The organism is Acidobacteriota bacterium, from assembly GCA_016716435.1.
In the GTDB taxonomy this organism is placed as follows: domain Bacteria; phylum Acidobacteriota; class Blastocatellia; order Pyrinomonadales; family Pyrinomonadaceae; genus OLB17.
The window spans coordinates 1,231,585-1,248,413 of sequence record JADJWI010000008.1; the positions used below are offsets into that span (position 1 = coordinate 1,231,585).

16 protein-coding genes are annotated in these 16,829 nt (G+C 55.4%); 8 read left to right on the forward strand and 8 right to left on the reverse strand.

From position 1 onward, the window contains the following. Positions 1-7: 7 nt before the first annotated feature. Genes aroF through IPM21_17630 form a run of 3 tightly spaced genes read left to right on the forward strand, consistent with a single transcriptional unit; the run spans position 8 to position 1,712 of the window. Positions 8-1,060: a 3-deoxy-7-phosphoheptulonate synthase gene (gene aroF, locus IPM21_17620; protein MBK9165691.1), complete on the forward strand. Its 1,053-nt coding sequence runs from the start codon at positions 8-10 to the stop codon at positions 1,058-1,060. Between the two features lie 32 nt (positions 1,061-1,092). Next, positions 1,093-1,320 carry an AbrB/MazE/SpoVT family DNA-binding domain-containing protein gene (locus tag IPM21_17625; GenBank protein MBK9165692.1) on the forward strand — a complete coding sequence of 76 codons (228 nt, stop codon included), beginning with the start codon at positions 1,093-1,095 and terminating at the stop codon, positions 1,318-1,320. Further along, positions 1,317-1,712, forward strand: coding sequence for a type II toxin-antitoxin system death-on-curing family toxin (locus tag IPM21_17630; GenBank protein ID MBK9165693.1), 396 nt, complete (start codon positions 1,317-1,319; stop codon positions 1,710-1,712). Before IPM21_17625 ends, IPM21_17630 begins: the two co-directional genes overlap by 4 nt. Before the next feature lie 59 nt (positions 1,713-1,771). Here the strand turns inward: IPM21_17630 and IPM21_17635 are convergent, their stop codons facing one another. Both IPM21_17635 and IPM21_17640 read right to left on the reverse strand, forming a co-directional pair. Further along, entirely contained in the window at positions 1,772-2,173 is a 402-nt protein-coding gene (locus IPM21_17635) for a hypothetical protein (GenBank protein ID MBK9165694.1), read from the reverse strand. Positions 2,174-2,207: 34 nt separating this feature from the next. Beyond that, complete coding sequence (locus IPM21_17640) at positions 2,208-2,615, reverse strand: helix-turn-helix transcriptional regulator (protein MBK9165695.1); 408 nt, start codon at positions 2,613-2,615, stop codon at positions 2,208-2,210. A 170-nt stretch (positions 2,616-2,785) separates the two neighbouring features. Between IPM21_17640 and IPM21_17645 the strand changes: the two genes are divergently transcribed. The 4 genes from IPM21_17645 (at position 2,786) to IPM21_17660 (ending at position 4,955) form a co-directional block, all read left to right on the forward strand. Continuing rightward, a complete protein-coding gene (locus tag IPM21_17645) occupies positions 2,786-3,478 on the forward strand; it encodes a hypothetical protein (protein MBK9165696.1) in 693 nt (230 codons plus the stop codon). Between the two features lie 170 nt (positions 3,479-3,648). Beyond that, on the forward strand, positions 3,649-4,089 hold the full coding sequence (locus IPM21_17650) for a VOC family protein (protein ID MBK9165697.1): 441 nt from the start codon (positions 3,649-3,651) through the stop codon (positions 4,087-4,089). Next, positions 4,086-4,547: a DUF1579 family protein gene (locus IPM21_17655; protein ID MBK9165698.1), complete on the forward strand. Its 462-nt coding sequence runs from the start codon at positions 4,086-4,088 to the stop codon at positions 4,545-4,547. The genes IPM21_17650 and IPM21_17655 overlap by 4 nt, the downstream gene beginning before the upstream one ends. A gap of 12 nt (positions 4,548-4,559) precedes the next feature. Further along, positions 4,560-4,955, forward strand: a complete 396-nt coding sequence (locus IPM21_17660; protein ID MBK9165699.1) for a VOC family protein — start codon at positions 4,560-4,562, stop codon at positions 4,953-4,955. Here the strand turns inward: IPM21_17660 and IPM21_17665 are convergent. From IPM21_17665 to IPM21_17680, 4 genes are all read right to left on the reverse strand, one after another. After that, on the reverse strand, positions 4,952-6,655 hold the full coding sequence (locus tag IPM21_17665) for an insulinase family protein (GenBank protein ID MBK9165700.1): 1,704 nt from the start codon (positions 6,653-6,655) through the stop codon (positions 4,952-4,954). The two genes, IPM21_17660 and IPM21_17665, sit on opposite strands and share 4 nt — an antisense overlap. A gap of 39 nt (positions 6,656-6,694) precedes the next feature. After that, positions 6,695-7,966: an insulinase family protein gene (locus IPM21_17670; protein ID MBK9165701.1), complete on the reverse strand. Its 1,272-nt coding sequence runs from the start codon at positions 7,964-7,966 to the stop codon at positions 6,695-6,697. Between the two features lie 341 nt (positions 7,967-8,307). Beyond that, positions 8,308-9,111, reverse strand: coding sequence for a S8 family serine peptidase (locus tag IPM21_17675; GenBank protein MBK9165702.1), 804 nt, complete (start codon positions 9,109-9,111; stop codon positions 8,308-8,310). A 9-nt stretch (positions 9,112-9,120) separates the two neighbouring features. Continuing rightward, positions 9,121-9,894: a GAF domain-containing protein gene (locus IPM21_17680; GenBank protein ID MBK9165703.1), complete on the reverse strand. Its 774-nt coding sequence runs from the start codon at positions 9,892-9,894 to the stop codon at positions 9,121-9,123. 197 nt (positions 9,895-10,091) lie between these two features. Between IPM21_17680 and IPM21_17685 the strand changes: the two genes are divergently transcribed. Further along, positions 10,092-11,792, forward strand: coding sequence for a S41 family peptidase (locus tag IPM21_17685; GenBank protein MBK9165704.1), 1,701 nt, complete (start codon positions 10,092-10,094; stop codon positions 11,790-11,792). A 174-nt stretch (positions 11,793-11,966) separates the two neighbouring features. On the opposite strand, the gene IPM21_17690 is transcribed toward IPM21_17685, so the two are convergent. Next, positions 11,967-15,686, reverse strand: a complete 3,720-nt coding sequence (locus IPM21_17690; protein MBK9165705.1) for a TonB-dependent receptor — start codon at positions 15,684-15,686, stop codon at positions 11,967-11,969. 133 nt (positions 15,687-15,819) lie between these two features. After that, positions 15,820-16,788 carry a hypothetical protein gene (locus IPM21_17695; protein MBK9165706.1) on the reverse strand — a complete coding sequence of 323 codons (969 nt, stop codon included), beginning with the start codon at positions 16,786-16,788 and terminating at the stop codon, positions 15,820-15,822. Positions 16,789-16,829 lie beyond the last annotated feature (41 nt).

The following is a 16,829-nucleotide window of genomic DNA, read 5'->3' on the forward strand; positions in this document are numbered from 1 at the left end:
GCAATTTATGCTTATCGTAATGAAGGCCGACGCCTCACAGTCGGATATCGAAAGGGTTGTTCAGGTAATCGAAAGGCTCGGGTTCAAAGGCCATGCGATGCCTGGCGAGAGCCGGACGGCGATCGGCATTACCGGCAATCGCGGCTCAGTTGACCCGACGCATTTCGAAAATCTGCCCGGCGTCGCCGAAGCTATCCGGGTTACCAAACCCTACAAGCTGATCTCGAGTGATCTGAAGCCCGGCCGATCGGTCGTCAAAGTAGGCACTGCATCGATCGGCGGCGGCAGCCTGGCAATGATCGCGGGGCCCTGCGCGGTCGAATCAGCCGAGCAGGTTTTCGCAGCCGCTGAGGCCGTCGCTGCGAGCGGAGCGAAATTCTTCCGCGGTGGTGCGTTCAAGCCGCGAACATCGCCTTACGCCTTTCAGGGTAAAGGCGAAGATGGGCTGAAGATCCTTGCCGAGGTTCGCGACCGCTTTGGGCTGAATATCGTAACGGAAGCGATGGACGAGCATGGTATCGATCTGGTCGAACAATACGGCGATTGCATACAGATCGGCGCCCGCAATATGCAGAATTTCTCGCTGCTTAAATATGCTGGAAAGGCCTCGAAACCGGTGCTTTTAAAACGCGGGCTTTCCGCGACTCTCGACGAATTTCTCCTGGCGGCCGAGTACATCATGGCCGAGGGAAACTACAACGTGATCCTTTGCGAACGCGGCATTCGCACATTCGCCGACCACGCTCGGAACACAATGGACCTCTCGATCGTCCCGGCGGTCCGAAGGCTCTCGCACCTGCCGATCATAATCGATCCCTCGCACGGCACCGGCCATAACTACATGGTCGAGCCGCTTGCTCTTGCAGGAACCGCCGTTGGCGCGGACGGCCTCATCATCGAGGTGCATCCCTGTCCCGAAGAAGCCCTTTGCGACGGAGCCCAAGCCCTGACGACTGATCAGTTTTCCAGATTGTATTCGAAGGTCCGGCAAGTTCACTCAGTTATTGCGGCCCAAAACGATACGGAAGAAATACACCAGTCGCTCGAACAAATTGCTTGAAATTCGCGACGGTCTGTTATAACATTGTTAGTATGCGAAAGTCGCTTACAATGATTGGTAACAGCATGGGTATCATAATTGACAAGCCCATTCTTGACCTGCTTGGCATCGGAAGAGAATCAGAGGTCGAGATCACCACCGACGGACGCCGATTGATCATCGAACCGGCTGAAGAGCTAGGTGATACGGCTGAAGTGCGGAAGCTTTCGAAAAAAGTCCTTAAAACCCACTCGAAAACCTTTCGAAAACTGGCTGAATGACGGAACCCAGATTTCTGACGCTGGAGGAGGTCTTCGTTATTCACGAGGAGTCGCTTGACGCATATGGCGGCCTTGACGGGATACGCGACCGCAACCTTCTTGAATCGGCTGTAATGATGCCGCAGTCGTCCTTCGGCGGTGAATATCTTCATACAGATCTATTCGAAATGGCCGCGGCGTATGCTTTTCATATCGCGGAGAATCAGCCGTTCCTCGATGGCAATAAACGAACGGCCCTCGCATCGGCGATGGTGTTTCTAGAGCTCAACGGCTGGGAATTTGGCGACGAAGATGATCTCACGCTCTACCACGCAATGATCGCCGTCGCTAGACGCGAAAAGGACAAGCAGGATCTATCCGAACTTTTTCGTCAAATGGTCCACAAAAAATAAAATTCCGCATACCATTCCCGAGCGGTATGCGGAATTTTGTGTTGTTTGACGCCTTTTGCCTATCGGGCCAAACTAGCTTTAATCATAACATAGAGCTGCATAAGGCAGCTGACAAAGGCGGCGAAGATGAGGAGCGTCATCGGGAGGGACGCATATGCCGGTGCGGCTCCGGGAGCTACCGCGTAAGCGAATCCGAGGCCTGCAAAGGCCCCGACAAGGGCGATAGCGGTTCGTCCGATGAGCCAATGCGTTAATTGCATCGTTTCATGGCGGCCGGGTAAAAAGTACGGCAGGACGACAAATGCAGCGATCGCCAGCAGCGAAAGCCCCTTATCCAAACCATTGCCGCCTGCCGAAGCCGCGAGTTCCATTGCGAGAAAGAAAAGGACAATGGACGTATCGACCGAATGAAAACTGCTTGCATCTTCCGCGACGTCTGCCCTTACAAGTGCCTGCTCCATCATCTTCGTTTACCTCGATTCCCTATTTAAGCTCTTATTTCTTTCCCTTTTGCTGCTGCTGAGGCGTGCTGAACTGTTTATAAGCCACCCGGAAAAGCTCCGAAAGTGCTTGAGCAGTCTCTGAGCTGAGGTTCTTATCTGCCCTCAGATGAGCTTCTACGATCTCGGGCGTTGCCTCATGCGGGTAATAGATCACCGGTTCGACCTCTTCAGCCTTCTTTGTCATAAGGCGGTCGATCGGCATATCAAGCCAGGCCGAAAGCCGTGCGATATTGTCCGAATCCGGCTTTCCGGTGCCATTTTCTATCCGCGAAAGCGTTGAGGCCGAGACATTGGTCACATCGGCCACGTCGCGCAAGCTAAGCTTTAATTCTTCCCGACGCCGCTTGACCGCTCTTCCAAGCTCCGCAGTATCCAGAAATTTTTCGTTGCTATAAGCCATAATTATTCTCCGTTAGTCTGAAGTGTCACAAATGCACTTTCTATTTCACAAATAAAACATAACACGGATGATTTTTAATTGCAACACCAAGTTTCATGCTTGCAACATTTCTTTTGCCGTGGTACGCTGTTTCACGGATGGCACACCGACTGCCGATAAAGGAGATGAATATGAATACCGACGCAACCAATGTGAACATCGCCAATACGACCATGCCCGCAGCAAACGGCGCCGCGGACAATGTTTATAGCTTTTCGACGACGCTGCGTGAGCTTCGTGAAAACCTCGAGCCCGCAATGCTCCGACAGCGAACGGGTTGGCGTTCGAAGGACGGCTCGGCCCGGACGATCGAATATATAGAGTGGCATACCGTCGCCGACATTTTGGACACGACGGCACCGGATTGGAGCCACAGCGTTAAGGACATCCGCAACATCGGCGAGATCGCGATCGTCACCGTTGCCATAACCATCGGCGGGATCACCCGCGAAGGCATCGGCACCGGCTCGGCGACGAGCGAGACCGGTATCAAGAAGGCCGAACACGACGCCCTTAAACGTGCGGCGGTTAAATTCGGCATCGCCCGCGATCTTTATAAGAACGAGAACCGCGGACGCGAAACCCCGCAAGACGAAATCACGGAAGCGATCTCGCCGGTCGCAGCGAGCCTTGCTGATATGGTCACCTCCAAACAACTCGGGATGATTCGCGGGCTTGCCCGTCAACTCAAAATCAATGCGGAGACGGAGTGCTCAGCGGAGTTCAACTGCAGCGTGACGGAACTTTCCCGACGGGCGGCGTCGCGTTTCATTGACAAGCTTCAGTCGATGGCTCCCGTCGCACAGATGCGAATGGCCGGCTGAACTAGTTGCTCTCCCGCCACCAAAAGTTTTGAGTTGCGGCCGGCTTCCCTGCATCGTGGAACGGCCGCCTCCCATTTACCGCAACTCAAAACTCCTCTTTCCCGTATTAGTTTTACTTTTCTCTCGGCCGGTGATATTTTGTCGGCCTTATTAGTTTTAGGAGGACCATTATGTCTGAAGCTACAGAAGGTTACGGCCCGATGCCGGCACATGGCGAGTTTTGCTGGGTCGAGATCGCCTCGACCGAACTTGAAAAGTGCCGGTCGTTCTACGGCAACGTATTTGGCTGGGAGTTCAAGCGGAGTCAGGCGGCCGGCGAGGACTTTCCATACCTCGAGTTTTCGTCTTGCGGTACTGAACAGCCCGATGGCGCGCTCTACGCGATGACGCCCGAGATGTTCGGTGGAGAACCGATGCCGCCGGCCCATATTGCTCATTACATCGCCGTAGATGACTGCGATGCGGCGGCTGCGAAAGCCTCCGGGCTTGGTGCGACCATCCTGAAAGGCCCGGAAGATATCCCGAACGTAGGAAAAATGGCTTTTCTCTCCGACCCGAGCGGGGCAATGTTCGCGATGATCGCTCTCGGGCAGCAAGGAGGAAAACAATGACCATCCAAGACGTGTTTTCTTCGCTTGAAGGTGAATGGAAAGGAACGAACCGGCTCAATCTTTCATTCCTACCCGACCCGATATTCGAATCGCCCTCAATGGCAAAAGCGGTGAAGCGGATCAACGGCCAATGCCTCGAGATCGCCTATACGTGGGTTTACGAGGGCGAGCAGCATGAAGGCGTAATCCTGATATCCGGCAGCGGGAAGGACAACTCGGTCTCGGCATTTTGGACCGATTCGTGGCACTCAAAATATGTGGTGATGGAATGCAAGGGAACGATCTCGGACGCGGGTGTCTTAAACCTGATGGGACATTACTCGGTGCCCGGCCATCCTGATTGGGGCTGGCGGACGGAGATCGTCCCCGGCAGCGACACGTTCAAGTATTTGATGTTCAATGTCTCGCCCGAGGGCGAAGAGGATTGGGCGGTCGAGACCGTTTTCGAACGAGCGTAGAGGAGAATTGAAATGGCGGAATTTTCAGTACCAACGCACGGCACGATCTGCTGGCACGAGCTTGCCTCGCGTGACCTGGAGGCGGCAAAAGCATTTTACAAGGAGATGTTCGGCTGGGAGCTTGCGAAGAGCAAGGTCTCGCCCCTCGCTTACGACGAGATTCACATCGGCGGCCCCGTCGGCGGGATGATGGCGATCGATGAAAGCTGGGGGCCGGAGCCGCCGCCCTCGAATTGGACCGCATACATCGCGGTCGATAATGCCGATGAAACGGCCGAGGCAATCAAGGCGAACGGCGGTGCGGTAAACCATGGGCCTTTCGACGCACCGGGCGTTGGCCGTATAGTTCTCTGTGCCGATCCGTGCGGAGCTAATTTTGCGTTGATACAGTTCAGCTCCCCGGCCTAAGCGGCACGCGTTCCTTTGAATTCGAGGTCGCCGGGAAGCATCTCTGAGGTGATCACACCGGAGAGCTCGTCGCCTTCCGCCGTTCCGGTTATCGCGAATTCGACTTCCTGGCCCTGTAGCTCCGTAATAGCCGTCGCCGTGACCCTGCTCCCATTCACACGGCCGCCGTTTATGGTTCCTTCGCCGAGCATCGTCACAAGCTTTCCGCTGACGCTACTTCCGTCCTGCTCAAGGTGCATCTTGATCTCGACATCGCTGCCCATGAAATTGAGCGCGAGCGTCCACTCGCCTGCGACATCGGCCGCATCAGTATTAGCGACGATCTCGTATTCTTTCATATCGCGTTCATTCCCATCCTTGTCAAATATTTCGACCGTCTCTGCCCATTCGCGTGCCTGCGGCAAGATCTCTCCTGCGTCACCGACGATCACGATCGCCATCTCAGCCGGCCGTATGTATTCGTTCGCGACCCTCTGGATGTCGTCTGCGGTCACAGCCTCGATATGCGAGCGATAAGTATCAAGATAGTCATGCGGCAGCCCGTAAAGCTCCTGGCTTACGACGAGGCTCGTCAAGCCTTCCTGCGTCTCTGCCCGGATCGGGAAAACGCCGGTCAGGAAGTTCTTCGCGTCGTCGATCTCTTCATCGATCACACGTTCGTCACGGATGCGGTTGAGCTCATAGAAAAACTCTTTGAGCGATTCGCCGGTAACCGCCGTCCGGACCTCTGCGGTCGCTTCTATCGAACCGTCAAGCCGCTTTGTATCAAGACGCGTATAAGCCCCGTACGTATAGCCCTTTTCCTCGCGGAGATTCATAAACACCCGCGACGAAGCTCCGGCTCCCAAGACCTGGTTCATCACGATCAGCGGAAAATAGTCCGCGTGATTTCGCGGGATGGTCCGGTTTGCGATGACGATATTGGCCTGTGCCGAACCGGGCCGGTCAACGATCGTGAGCGATCTCGCCGTTCGCACCGGCGGCTGCGAGAGTTCGTGAACATGCCGGTCGCCTGGCTCCCAATCACCAAAGTGCTCTTCGAGTTGCAGAAGCAGTTCGTCTTTTCGAACGTCGCCAACCGCAATGAACACGGCATTATTTGGCAGAAACTCCCGACGCCTCGCCTTCTCAAGAGCATCGCGTGTTAAGCGTTCGATGTCCGCCAGTTTCGGCGAGATGGTGGCGTAAGGGTGTTGGCCATAAAGGAGCTTCGCGACCTGCTCGTTGGCAAGAAATGACGGCTGCGACCGCTGAAACTTCAGCCCCTCGATCGAGTTTCGCCGGTAAAGGTCGAGCTCGTTCTCCGGAAATGTAGGCGAGAAAACGATCTCTGCTAATAGCTCGATCATGTCTGCAGCATACATCGAAAGAGCTGAGGCGGCGATCATCGTGAAGTCGTCGTTCGAACTCGCCGAAAGGCTCGCTCCAAGCCGTTCGATCTTCTCCGCCAATTCCCTGCTCGAATGATTCTCTGTACCTTCGGTCAGCATCGATGCCAATGCGGAGTTGATACCGATCTCATTTCGCGGTTCATTTGCGTCGCCGGTCAGAAAAACAAGCCGATAGCTCGAGAGCGGAATTCGTTCGTCATCAACGATCACGACACGAAGGCCGTTCGCCATGGTGGTCCGGAAAGCTGTCGGCACTCCAAAAGGCACCGGTTCAAGCGGTTCGGGCGGTCTGTTTCTATCAAGGGTCATAGTAAGTTCCTGTAAAGGATAAATGGCGATAGGTCTCGCCTAGCCCCGTCCTGCGGGGACAACATCGAGCAGCGAACGGTTCTCCGTATTCAGAAATTCCGAGACGGCTTTTCTTATCTCATCCGGCCTGATCGCGAGAAGCTCGTCGAGTTCCCTATTGATCAGATTCGGGTCGCCGTCGTAGAGTGCAAACTCAGCGATATGCTGTGCCCGGACCATCGAACTCTGCCGCATACGGACAGCATCATTAACAAGTTGGTTATGAAGCTTCTGCATCTCATCCGCGGTCGGACCATGGGCGGCAATGTTGTCGATCTCGGCCATTATCACCGTGCGGATCTTGCTCAGGTCTTCGTCCGGTTTCGGTATCGCGCCGATGTAGATGCTCGAAGGCCCGCGGCGTTCATCTGTAAAGCCGAAAAGCTGGACCACCGATTCATCTCCCTTAACGAGCTTCTGATAAAGCCTCGAGCTGTCGCCGTCGTAAAGCAGCTTCCCTGCCAGATAAAGTGCCTTGAATTCGTGCGTGTTTCGGGGCGGTATCTTCCATCCCATCAGGAACGCCGGGAGCGGAGCGTGCGGATCGTGCCATTCGCGATAGTCATCGGCGACCTCGGGCGGTTCGGTAACGTCTAATGACGGCGGTGCGGGCTGCGATGGAATATCGCCGAAATACGTTTCGACAATTTCCTTCGCCGTCGCCGGGTCAAATGAGCCGGAGAGCGTCAGCACCGCGTTGTTCGGTGCATAATAAACGCGGAAGAACTCCTGCACATCCTCGACCGTCGCGTCGTCCAGGTCCTCCATCGAACCGATGGTCGAATGGGCGTTGGCGAAATTTTTGAAGATCATCGATGTGATGATGTCGAAGATCTGCCCGTAAGGCTGATTATCGTAACGCAGCCGCTTTTCTTCCTTTACCGCTTCGCGTTGGTTGTCGAGGTTTTCCTGCGTGACGGCAAGCGACCGCATACGGTCAGATTCGAGCCAAAGTGCCAACGGAAGCTGGTTTGCCGGCATCGTCTCAAAGTAATTGGTCCGCTCGCTCGAGGTTGTGCCGTTCATCGTCCCGCCGGCTTTCATAACGTATTGAAAGTGCCCGGCCTTCGGCACATTTGCTGAGCCCTGGAACATCATGTGCTCAAACAGATGGGCAAAGCCCGTTCGCCCTTCCCGCTCATTCCGCGACCCGACATCGTAATAAACGGCGACAGCGACCACCGGCACCGAATCATCGCGGTTCAAAACGACCCGAAGCCCGTTCTCAAGCTTGTATTCCTCGATATCTACAGACGGCAATTCGAACTTCATTGACATTCTTCAAGTTTATCAGCCTCGGCGGCTTTTTCTCCAATCCCTATGTAAGGCTGCCTAGTAAAATCACAAAATACCTCGTCTTCAAGGCTTGATCGGGACGATCAATGAGCAAGTCACCCAGATTTCTTTCATGCAGGGCAAAAAATACCCCATTTTGGCGACTGACCCAGTTGCATTTTCGTTCAGTTTGCGTTAACTTTCTTACGGTTCGTATATGGGCGGCCCCAAAACCGTTCGTTGCGGATCAGAGAAGGACTGAGGTTGCGGTGTGGGAGACGTGATCGCGGTCCTTCTCGCTTTTTACATAGAGCTCTCTTTTAATAGTTGGTGCAAGACTATTCCGGCTGCTTACCTTCCTGATTTTCCTGTGCAATGGCGTAGAGTGCGGACTTCACCTGAAACGGAGTCAGCGTCGGATGCCTTTCAAGCAGAAGCGCGATGATGGCCGCGATGTGCGGGCAAGCGAAGCTGTTTCCGGTCAGGTTTCGATAGCCGCCGCCCGGCCAGGGGGTTCGTACGTTCACGCCCGGAGCGGTCAATTCGATCACCTGCCCATAATGGAACCCGAATTTCATCGGGTCCGTTTCCTCGCTCTTTACAACAGAGATCAAAGACGACGAAAAAACGCTCGGGAAGCTCGGCTGCGGCAGATTGTTTGCCGCGGCCACGACGATGCAGCCGGCCTGATAGGCTCGGTCGAGAAGATCGTGGAGCGGCGCAAAGAACTGCGGCTTCGTTGTGCCGAGGCTGAGGTTGATCACGCGATAGCGGTTCTTTACGGCCCATTCAAGCCCGGCGAGGAATGCGTGCCCATCGCCCAGGCCGCCCGCTCCGAGCACCTTGATGCTGAAGAGTTCCGCATCGGGAGCGATCCGCGAGATGATGCCGGCACACGCGGTCCCATGGCCTGCCGAGTCGCCCGCTTCGGACGGATCAAAGATCACCTTTTTGTTATCGACCCGAGCCTCGAACGATTGCTTGACTCGCCCATTGATCTCCGGATGAGTTGTGTCGATGCCGCTATCGATAACGGCGACAGAGACACCTCGGCCCGTCGCCGAACGCCAATCGTCGTCGAGCTGAAAGAAAGTCATTTGCGAACCGAATCGCGTATCTTCAAAGCCGGTGACAGTTGTCATCTTTAGGGATCAAAACCCGAGGAAACTCGTTTCGGATCTGGAATCGGAATACCGCAGGACCGCATCTAAAAGCTCACGGCACATTGCCCGCTCGGCGTCGCCGCGGCTGGCAAGCTCGCGTAAGAGCACGGCGAGCTCCATCATTTCTTTATGCTCTGCTGTGTCGCGAATTCCCGTGAGCCACTCGCGAACGGCGCCAAGTTCGGCACCTTGATCGGACATCAGCCTTTCGCCAAGATCGCGGAAGAGCTTCGCTGATTCATAAGCGTTGACCAGCGAGGCGATCGCATCGGCACACAAAGCGGCTTTGTCCATTTCTGCGGGAGTGAAGGGTTCCCAGGGCGGCGGGCCAGAGCGATTGATGTACTCAAGCACGCCGATCACCTCATCGTTGTGGCGGAGCGGCGTTGCGAGCATCATCTGGGTCGAGTAACCGGTTGCCTTGTCCACCTCGGCGTAGAATGTTTCCTCACCACCAACATCCGAAACAACCATCGGCTGTCCCGAGGAAAGGACGAAACCCGCAATTCCCTTCCCGGCCGGCACTGACATATCCCTGAGCTGATCGGCCACCTCACCAATCGCTGCGAGAAAGCGCAGGTCGCCTTCGTTGCCGTCGCGTATGAGCACGGAGGCCTCGTTCGAACCCATAGTTGCAGCCGATGCGGAGAGAAGCTGTTCGATCGACCGTGTGAGCGGTTCGACGAGCAAATTCCCGATGTCTATCGTTTCGATGACTTGACGGAGTTTCGCGTTCAGGTCGTTGTTTTCGGTGCCTGGCATAGAGGGATTTTACTCGATAAGTGTTTGGTCACCAACCGGCTAGCAGCACGAAAAAAGTTCTGGAACTTTCCGCTAATTGATTATATTTTGAGGGCAAATCACAGCTCGGAAGGTATGTGCGGCAGGCCAATCGATAGACGGAGAACGGAATGTGACCGTTCTCCTCGACTCTAACAGCCCGCTCGGAGGAATATTCTATGCGGCGGACAGCAACAGCTCTATTGATATGTTTCCTTGTTGCCCCCTCGGCTGCTCAGACTCTCTCGCTTCCGAAAGAGAACGACGACTTCAGGATCTCCGAAGGCTCAACCTTTTCCGCAACGCGCTCCGGATCGAATCCCTCGCCGAAACAACCAAGCCCGCTCGCTTCGCTGTCGGACGATTTAGCCGAGGCCCTCGGTGTCATAGGCCGCAATCATGCATCCGCAGTATCTCGACAGCCGGAGCAACTTATCGACTCCGCCCTACGGTCCGCTCTACGCTCTCTCGATCCGCACTCGAAATATTACGACCGACGGGAATTCGGTGAGCTTATCAGCGAGCACGAAGGTCAATACTTTGGCACCGGTGCGACGATAATTTCAGTAAAGACCGGCAGCGACTACGAGACCTATGTGCTTTCGGTCGCCGCGGGTTCGCCCGCTGATGCTGCAGGAATGCGGTTCGGCGACCGGATCGTGGGCGTGGATGGCAAAGACATCAGTGGGCTTTCTTCCTATGAGGTTCGCGAGTTGATGCGAGGCGAAATCGGCACTGAGGTAACGGTCCGGCTTGAACGGGCGATCGATGGCTCGACCGCAGATATGAAACTCACCCGCGACCGCGTTGCGTACAAGACCGTGCCGCACACGTTCACGCTTGAAGGGGGCGTTGGCTACATTGACCTTTCGGGAGGGTTTGGCTACACGACCGTTACCGAGCTTGACGACGCACTTCTGAGGTTACGGGCCCGGGGGATGACGTCGCTTGTACTCGATCTTCGCGGCAATACCGGCGGGATCGTTGACCAATCGGTCGCCGTCGCAGAACGTTTTCTTCCCTTTGGCACAAAAATCCTTTCACAGCAGGGCCGTAATCCGAACGAAGATCGGACGTGGCGTTCGGCGAATCGCCAACCGGTCTCCGTCCCGCTTGTTGTTCTGGTGGATGGCGATACCGCCTCGGCGGCGGAAATAGTTGCCGGAGCTTTGCAGGACAACGACCGGGCCTTGATCATCGGAGAACGGACCTTCGGAAAGGGCCTTGTCCAGAACCTTATCGAGCTCGAAAATGGCTCGGCTCTCGCACTCACCGCCGCACGCTACTACACGCCGACGGGCCGGTCGATCCAACGGGACTATTCGGACGTCGGGCTTTATGAATATTTCAGCGGCATCCGCAAGGCGGAGCTGATCGATCGTCCGGCATACGCAGTCCGGACGATCACCGACCGCGTGCTCCACGGTGGCAACGGTATTGCCCCGGACGTCGCCATATCGAGACCGGAAACGCTGGCGGCCGATGATTCTGACGCGATCTTTCTGCTCGCCCGCGAGCTTGCAAATGGACGCATCGCTGGACAACCGACTCCCGAAGAGCTTCGGCAGTCACTCATTTTTGGTAGTGAGTTACTCAGCGATGCCGATGCCCAAACGTACCTGGCAAGATACAAAGCCGGAGCCGCTATGTTAGCGATCACAAAGGATGTTCGTTCTGAACTCCGCTGGTATCTGGCCATGGCACTTTTCGGTACGGATGCCGCGGCAAAGGCACGGATCGAATCCGATGCGGCTATCGCAGCCGCTCTTGACGCCTTGCCGGCCGCCGGAAAGCTCTATGCCCGAGCCGCCGAACTCCGATCAAACTCAGCTCGTAAAGAAAAAGGCCCGCAGGGTCGCATACCCGGCGGGCTAAGGTAGAAACAGGAGGAATTAGAAAGAACAGAACCTCCCGGCAGGTGATGCCAATGGCTCGGACTTCTTATTCGCATAATTCTTGATGCCGCCCGCTCTGCACCGGTTGCCCAGAACGAGAAAAAATAAAAGCCCCGGCCCTAATATAGAGCCGGGGCTTTTTCAATGTCTCAGCAGGTTCTAGAAATTGAACTTGGCCGAGAGCTGTATTCTGCGCGATGCGCTTACAACGGACGTCCTGATACGGCCAAAAACGGACGAATTGGCCGTCGCGGTCGGAAGGCCGAACGACGCAGTGTTCGTCAAGTTTCGAGCATCAACACGGAAATCCAGGCTGTACCGTTCTGAGAACCGAAGCTTCTTTGAGAGCGATACATCAGTTTGGAACCGGCTTGGGCCTATGAAATAGTTGCGGCCCGTATTGCCGAATTCGCCCGGAGCGGGCTGCGAGAACAGGTTCTCAGATGCTTCCGAGAACCAGTACCAGGTACCGTTCCGCTCGACAAGTTCGCCGAGATCACGCGAGCAGCCATTGCAGCTTGCAAACGACTGGTTAACGTTGCTCACCGTGTTCAGTCCCGAATAGACCGTGAACGGTCGGCCGGAGCCCCAGTTGTAGGTCCCTGCGAGCTGCCAACCGCCGACGAAGAAATCGAGAGCACGTGACATGTCCTTGCCATAAGCACGGTCACGCCCAACCGGGATCTCCCAGACGTACGTACCGTTGATCACATGCCGACGGTCGAAATCGGACCATGCATAGTTAAGGCTCCGATCATTGATGTCGAACGGCGTGCTCGATGCCGACTGGTTGTTAGCACGAGATACCGTCGTGAACGTCGGATCGAACGAACGCGTGTCCTTCGAGAGCGAATAAGTGTATCCGATCTGGAAGCCAAGCCCGCCCTTCAACCTTCGCTTGAAGATGAAGTCCAAACCGTTATACCGCGAGTAGTCGTTGCTATCGAGCACGTTGACAACGCCGAACTGCGGATACCGCTGGAAGAAGAACGGATTGTTGATCGTGTTCGAGATCATCTGCTGCCCGCCGACGGTCCGCTGCGAGACGACCTGTGCTGCCGTTGCGACACTTCCGCCGGTCTCGCCGGATCCGAGTGTCGTGTTGATCGTACCAATACCCCTGAACGTGGTCGTTCCCGCGTTATTGGTCGGGTCGCCCGTGAATAGGAGATTGATCAGGCAGGAAGTCGCCGTCGTATCGCCCCGGAGCGTATTGAATGCTTCGAGGAAGCTCTCCGGACAGGATGGATGGCGAGAGTTAATGTTCACCTGATTCGAGTCGTAACCGCCAAAGAGATGCGTTCCGCGGCGGCCGATATAGTTGACCTCGAGAACGTTGCCGTCCCAAAGTTCACGCTGGAAGCCGATGAACCACTGATGGCTCTCCGGATAACGCGTGTCCGGGTCAACAACCGTAACGGTGCTCAAGCCGAAAGCAGCCGGCTGCCTAAGAGCAGACGGTGTTGCCGGCGGTGACACAACCGGAATTCCATCACGAAGCAGACGGTTCTGCTGTGCGATGCTGGTGTCTGAAAACGCAAACGTATTTCCCGGTGCGCTCTGGTAAACGCTGTTCGCGAAGACCTGCGACGGGAACCGGTCATACGAAAGCCGGTAGTTGGCCCGAATGGAAGTTTTTCCGCTGCTGAAAGGATCCCAAGCAAACCCGACCGACGGAGCGAAGTTGTTCGTATCGTTCTTGAACAGATCGCCTTCTTCCCATCGAAGCGTGTTGGAAGGAGCAGCTCCGATCGTAAAGGGCTGTTCCGGCCTGAGGATCGGAATGTCCTTCGATGAAGGGCTAAGCTTAAGCTCGTAGCGAAGTCCGATATCAAAGGTCAGGTTCGGGCGAAAACGCCAGGTATCCTGAACATAGAAATCATATTCCGGATAGTAAGCACGCCAGTTCCAGCGGGTTCCGCCGGGGGCGTAAACATTTGGGTTGTTCGGATCAACAACAAAGCCTTGGGCAAAGCTGCCGATGCGGCCGATCCAGTTGTTGATCTGCGAACGCAGTAGCGCAAGGTCAGAGGAGTTGATACCAGTTGCACCTCCCGATGTCGGCAGGCCGAATCCGGTAAAGCTGCTCTGGCCGGCACCGAAGCCGATGGTCGGTTCGATCGAGCCACCCGCAGAAGAGCGGTCGTCAAACTGACGGCCAAGCCGGATGTTGAAGCCGGCTTTAATTGTGTGGGGCGAGAAGTCGAACGTCATATTGTCGACGATCTGGAACGTTCTGGCCTCACGAGCATTATAGGCAAAGTTGGTGAAGGCGTCCGTTACCGTGTTTAGGATGAATGGAACATCTGCCCGCGGTTCTTCGGTTGCAAAGCTGAACGAGAACGTGCTGTAACCGAAAATGAACTCGTTAGTGAAACGCGGTGTCGGCGACCAGCGATAGTTCACAGCAAGGTTCTTTGGCCGACGTATCGTATTCACCAGATTCGGATACCCCGGGAAGGGAGGAAGGCCGCCATTGACGCTGTCACCGATGGTATCCTGTGCACCCTGTGCCCAACGCACATAAAGGCTGCTGTTCTTTGTCACGTTGACGTCAAAACGCATCACGAGGTCCCACTGCTTTTCGGTCTGCGGTGCGTTGAAGTTAAAGCCCGCTGAGTTCAGGCCGTCGCCACGTGAGAAGTCGTTCGGGAGCGGGTAATCGTTCAGAAGCCCCACGATAAAGTTATCAGGAGTGATCGGGGACATCGTGTTGATGTTGTAGGTCTCAACGCAAAGCGTCGTTACCGTCCCACTACACGCCGGATAGATCGGCTGGCCGGCTGCGTTTACCGAAGCAGTTGACGATCCGGCAGGAGCGTTTCTCTGTCCCCGAATATACCGATAAAGGCCGTTTCGGGCCTCAGCCGTGTAAACGGTTCTTTGTGCAAGCCGGGTTTCCACAGCGCTAAGCCGCTGCAGATTGACGAAGAAGAACGCACGGTCCTTGAGCGGTTGGAAGAGCGGAGTTCCTTCACCAAATCCAGGGTTGATGATCGGGCCGCCAAAGCTGCCGCCATAGATGTGCTGAACGAACTGGGGACGTCCGATTCCAAGCAGGTTGTTCTCAAATTCATTGGCATTGAATCGCGGCGTCTGGTAATACTCGAAAAGATTACCGGAGTAACGATTCGTTCCCGACTTTGTGACGAGCGTGACCTGGGCTCCGCTGCTGCGGCCAAGTTCTGCGGTAGCGTTGCTGGTGACGATCTGGAATTCCTGAACCGAATCCGGGTTTGGCCTAAGCGGCGTGAAGTTGGAACCGCCTGCCGTAGATTCGTTGATGTCGATGCCGTCGAGCGTGAAGTTGAACGCACGGTCACGCGAACCATTGACGTGGACGCCGCCGCCCGTGTTCGACCCGACAACAACTCCAGGCTGATAGTTCAGCAGGTCAAGCGGGTTGCGGCCGCGGAGTCCGACGATCGGTAAGCTCTCAAGCGTACGCTGTTCGATGGTCGATCCAACGTTGCCTGATGTCGAGGTCTGCACCTGCTCGGCAGTTGCTTCGACCGAAACCACAGCCGAAACATCGCCCACCTCAAGCGATACATTGACCACTGCCGGCTGATTGATGAACGCCGAGTTGTTTCGGGAAACATATCGCTTGAAGCCGTCCCGCTCTACCGAAATAGAGTAGGCTCCCGGCTGGATCAAGTCGAAAACATATGCTCCGCTTGCACTTGTGGTCGTCGAAAGAGAAACGTTCGTGGAATTATTGGTAAGCGTTACCGTAGCTCCGGCTACTGCCGCTCCCGACGTATCCGTCACCGTACCGATGAAGCGGGTCGTCGTTCCCTGCGCAGAAACCAAAAAGCTAAAGCAACACGTAAAAGCAAAAACGAATATCGCTCTCGCCAAAGGTAGTTTGCCCATCATACTCCTCCAATTTTTAGTTTTAACTGTATAACCTTTCCTTATGAATAAAAGGCCTGTGTGAAGAAATTATGATGTAAGATAGCACAGCTTTTACAAAAGTGTTAACGAAATGCGGCGAAATAGCAAAAAATCCCTATCTGAGGTATTCAAGTAGGGTTCCGGAAGCCCCGACGGCCCAACCGACACGCTTATTCATGAAGAGTCCGAAGATCCGTTCCTCGGTTTTGCTTTCCTGCTTTAGCCAAGTCTTGCCGCGGTCACCCGAACGAAGAATCACGCCACCGTGACCGACGATCCAGCCGTTCCTATCATCGGCAAAATCAACCCGCATGAACGTGCTCGGGAAGCTTGTGGCAACCCTGATCCAAGCATTGCCCCCGTCCTCGGTTCGCAAGATCGTTCCGCGACCGCCGACCGCGTAGCCTTCGTTTCTATCGCGGAAATCGACGTTATAAAGAGCACGTTCGACACCGGTCTGCTGCTGCCGGAACGACTCTCCGCCGTTATCGGAAAATAGGACCACACCGCGGTCGCCGACTATCCAAACCCGCGAGCTCCCGACAAAATCGAGGTGAAAGAGCTCTGTTTTTGGCGGAACGACGACCCTTTGCCACGTCTCGCCGCCATCCTCGGTTCGGAGAACGAGCGAATCGATGACGGCACCGCGGCTGTTCAAGATCGAGCCGATGGCGATTCCCCGACGCCGGTCGGCAAACTTGATACTGAGGAATTCCGGCGTCCCGCGTGCCTCTACCTCGCGATATAGCGAGACCTTGCGCCACGTACCTCCGGCGTCATCGGTCTGAAACATCTCCCTGCCCGCAACAAGATATCCGTTTTTCTCATTGCGAAAATATATTTCGTTGATATTTGCCGTCGTGTCGAGTTCGACCTTGGTCCAGGTGGCTCCGCGGTTGGTTGTATGGGCGAGAAATCCGTTATCGCCGGCTATCCAGCCTTTGTCGTTCTCGGCAAAATAGACCGAAACAAGGTCTTCGGCCGTCCCAGAAACACGCGGCTGCCAGCTCTGTTGGGCCGCGACGGCGCCCGAAAACGCGAAAATTGTGAGTATTAGAACGGCCCTGCGGGAAATGCTCTGCACCAGTTGTCCTCCTTTGAAAACGAAAAGAAAAAGGTGATCTC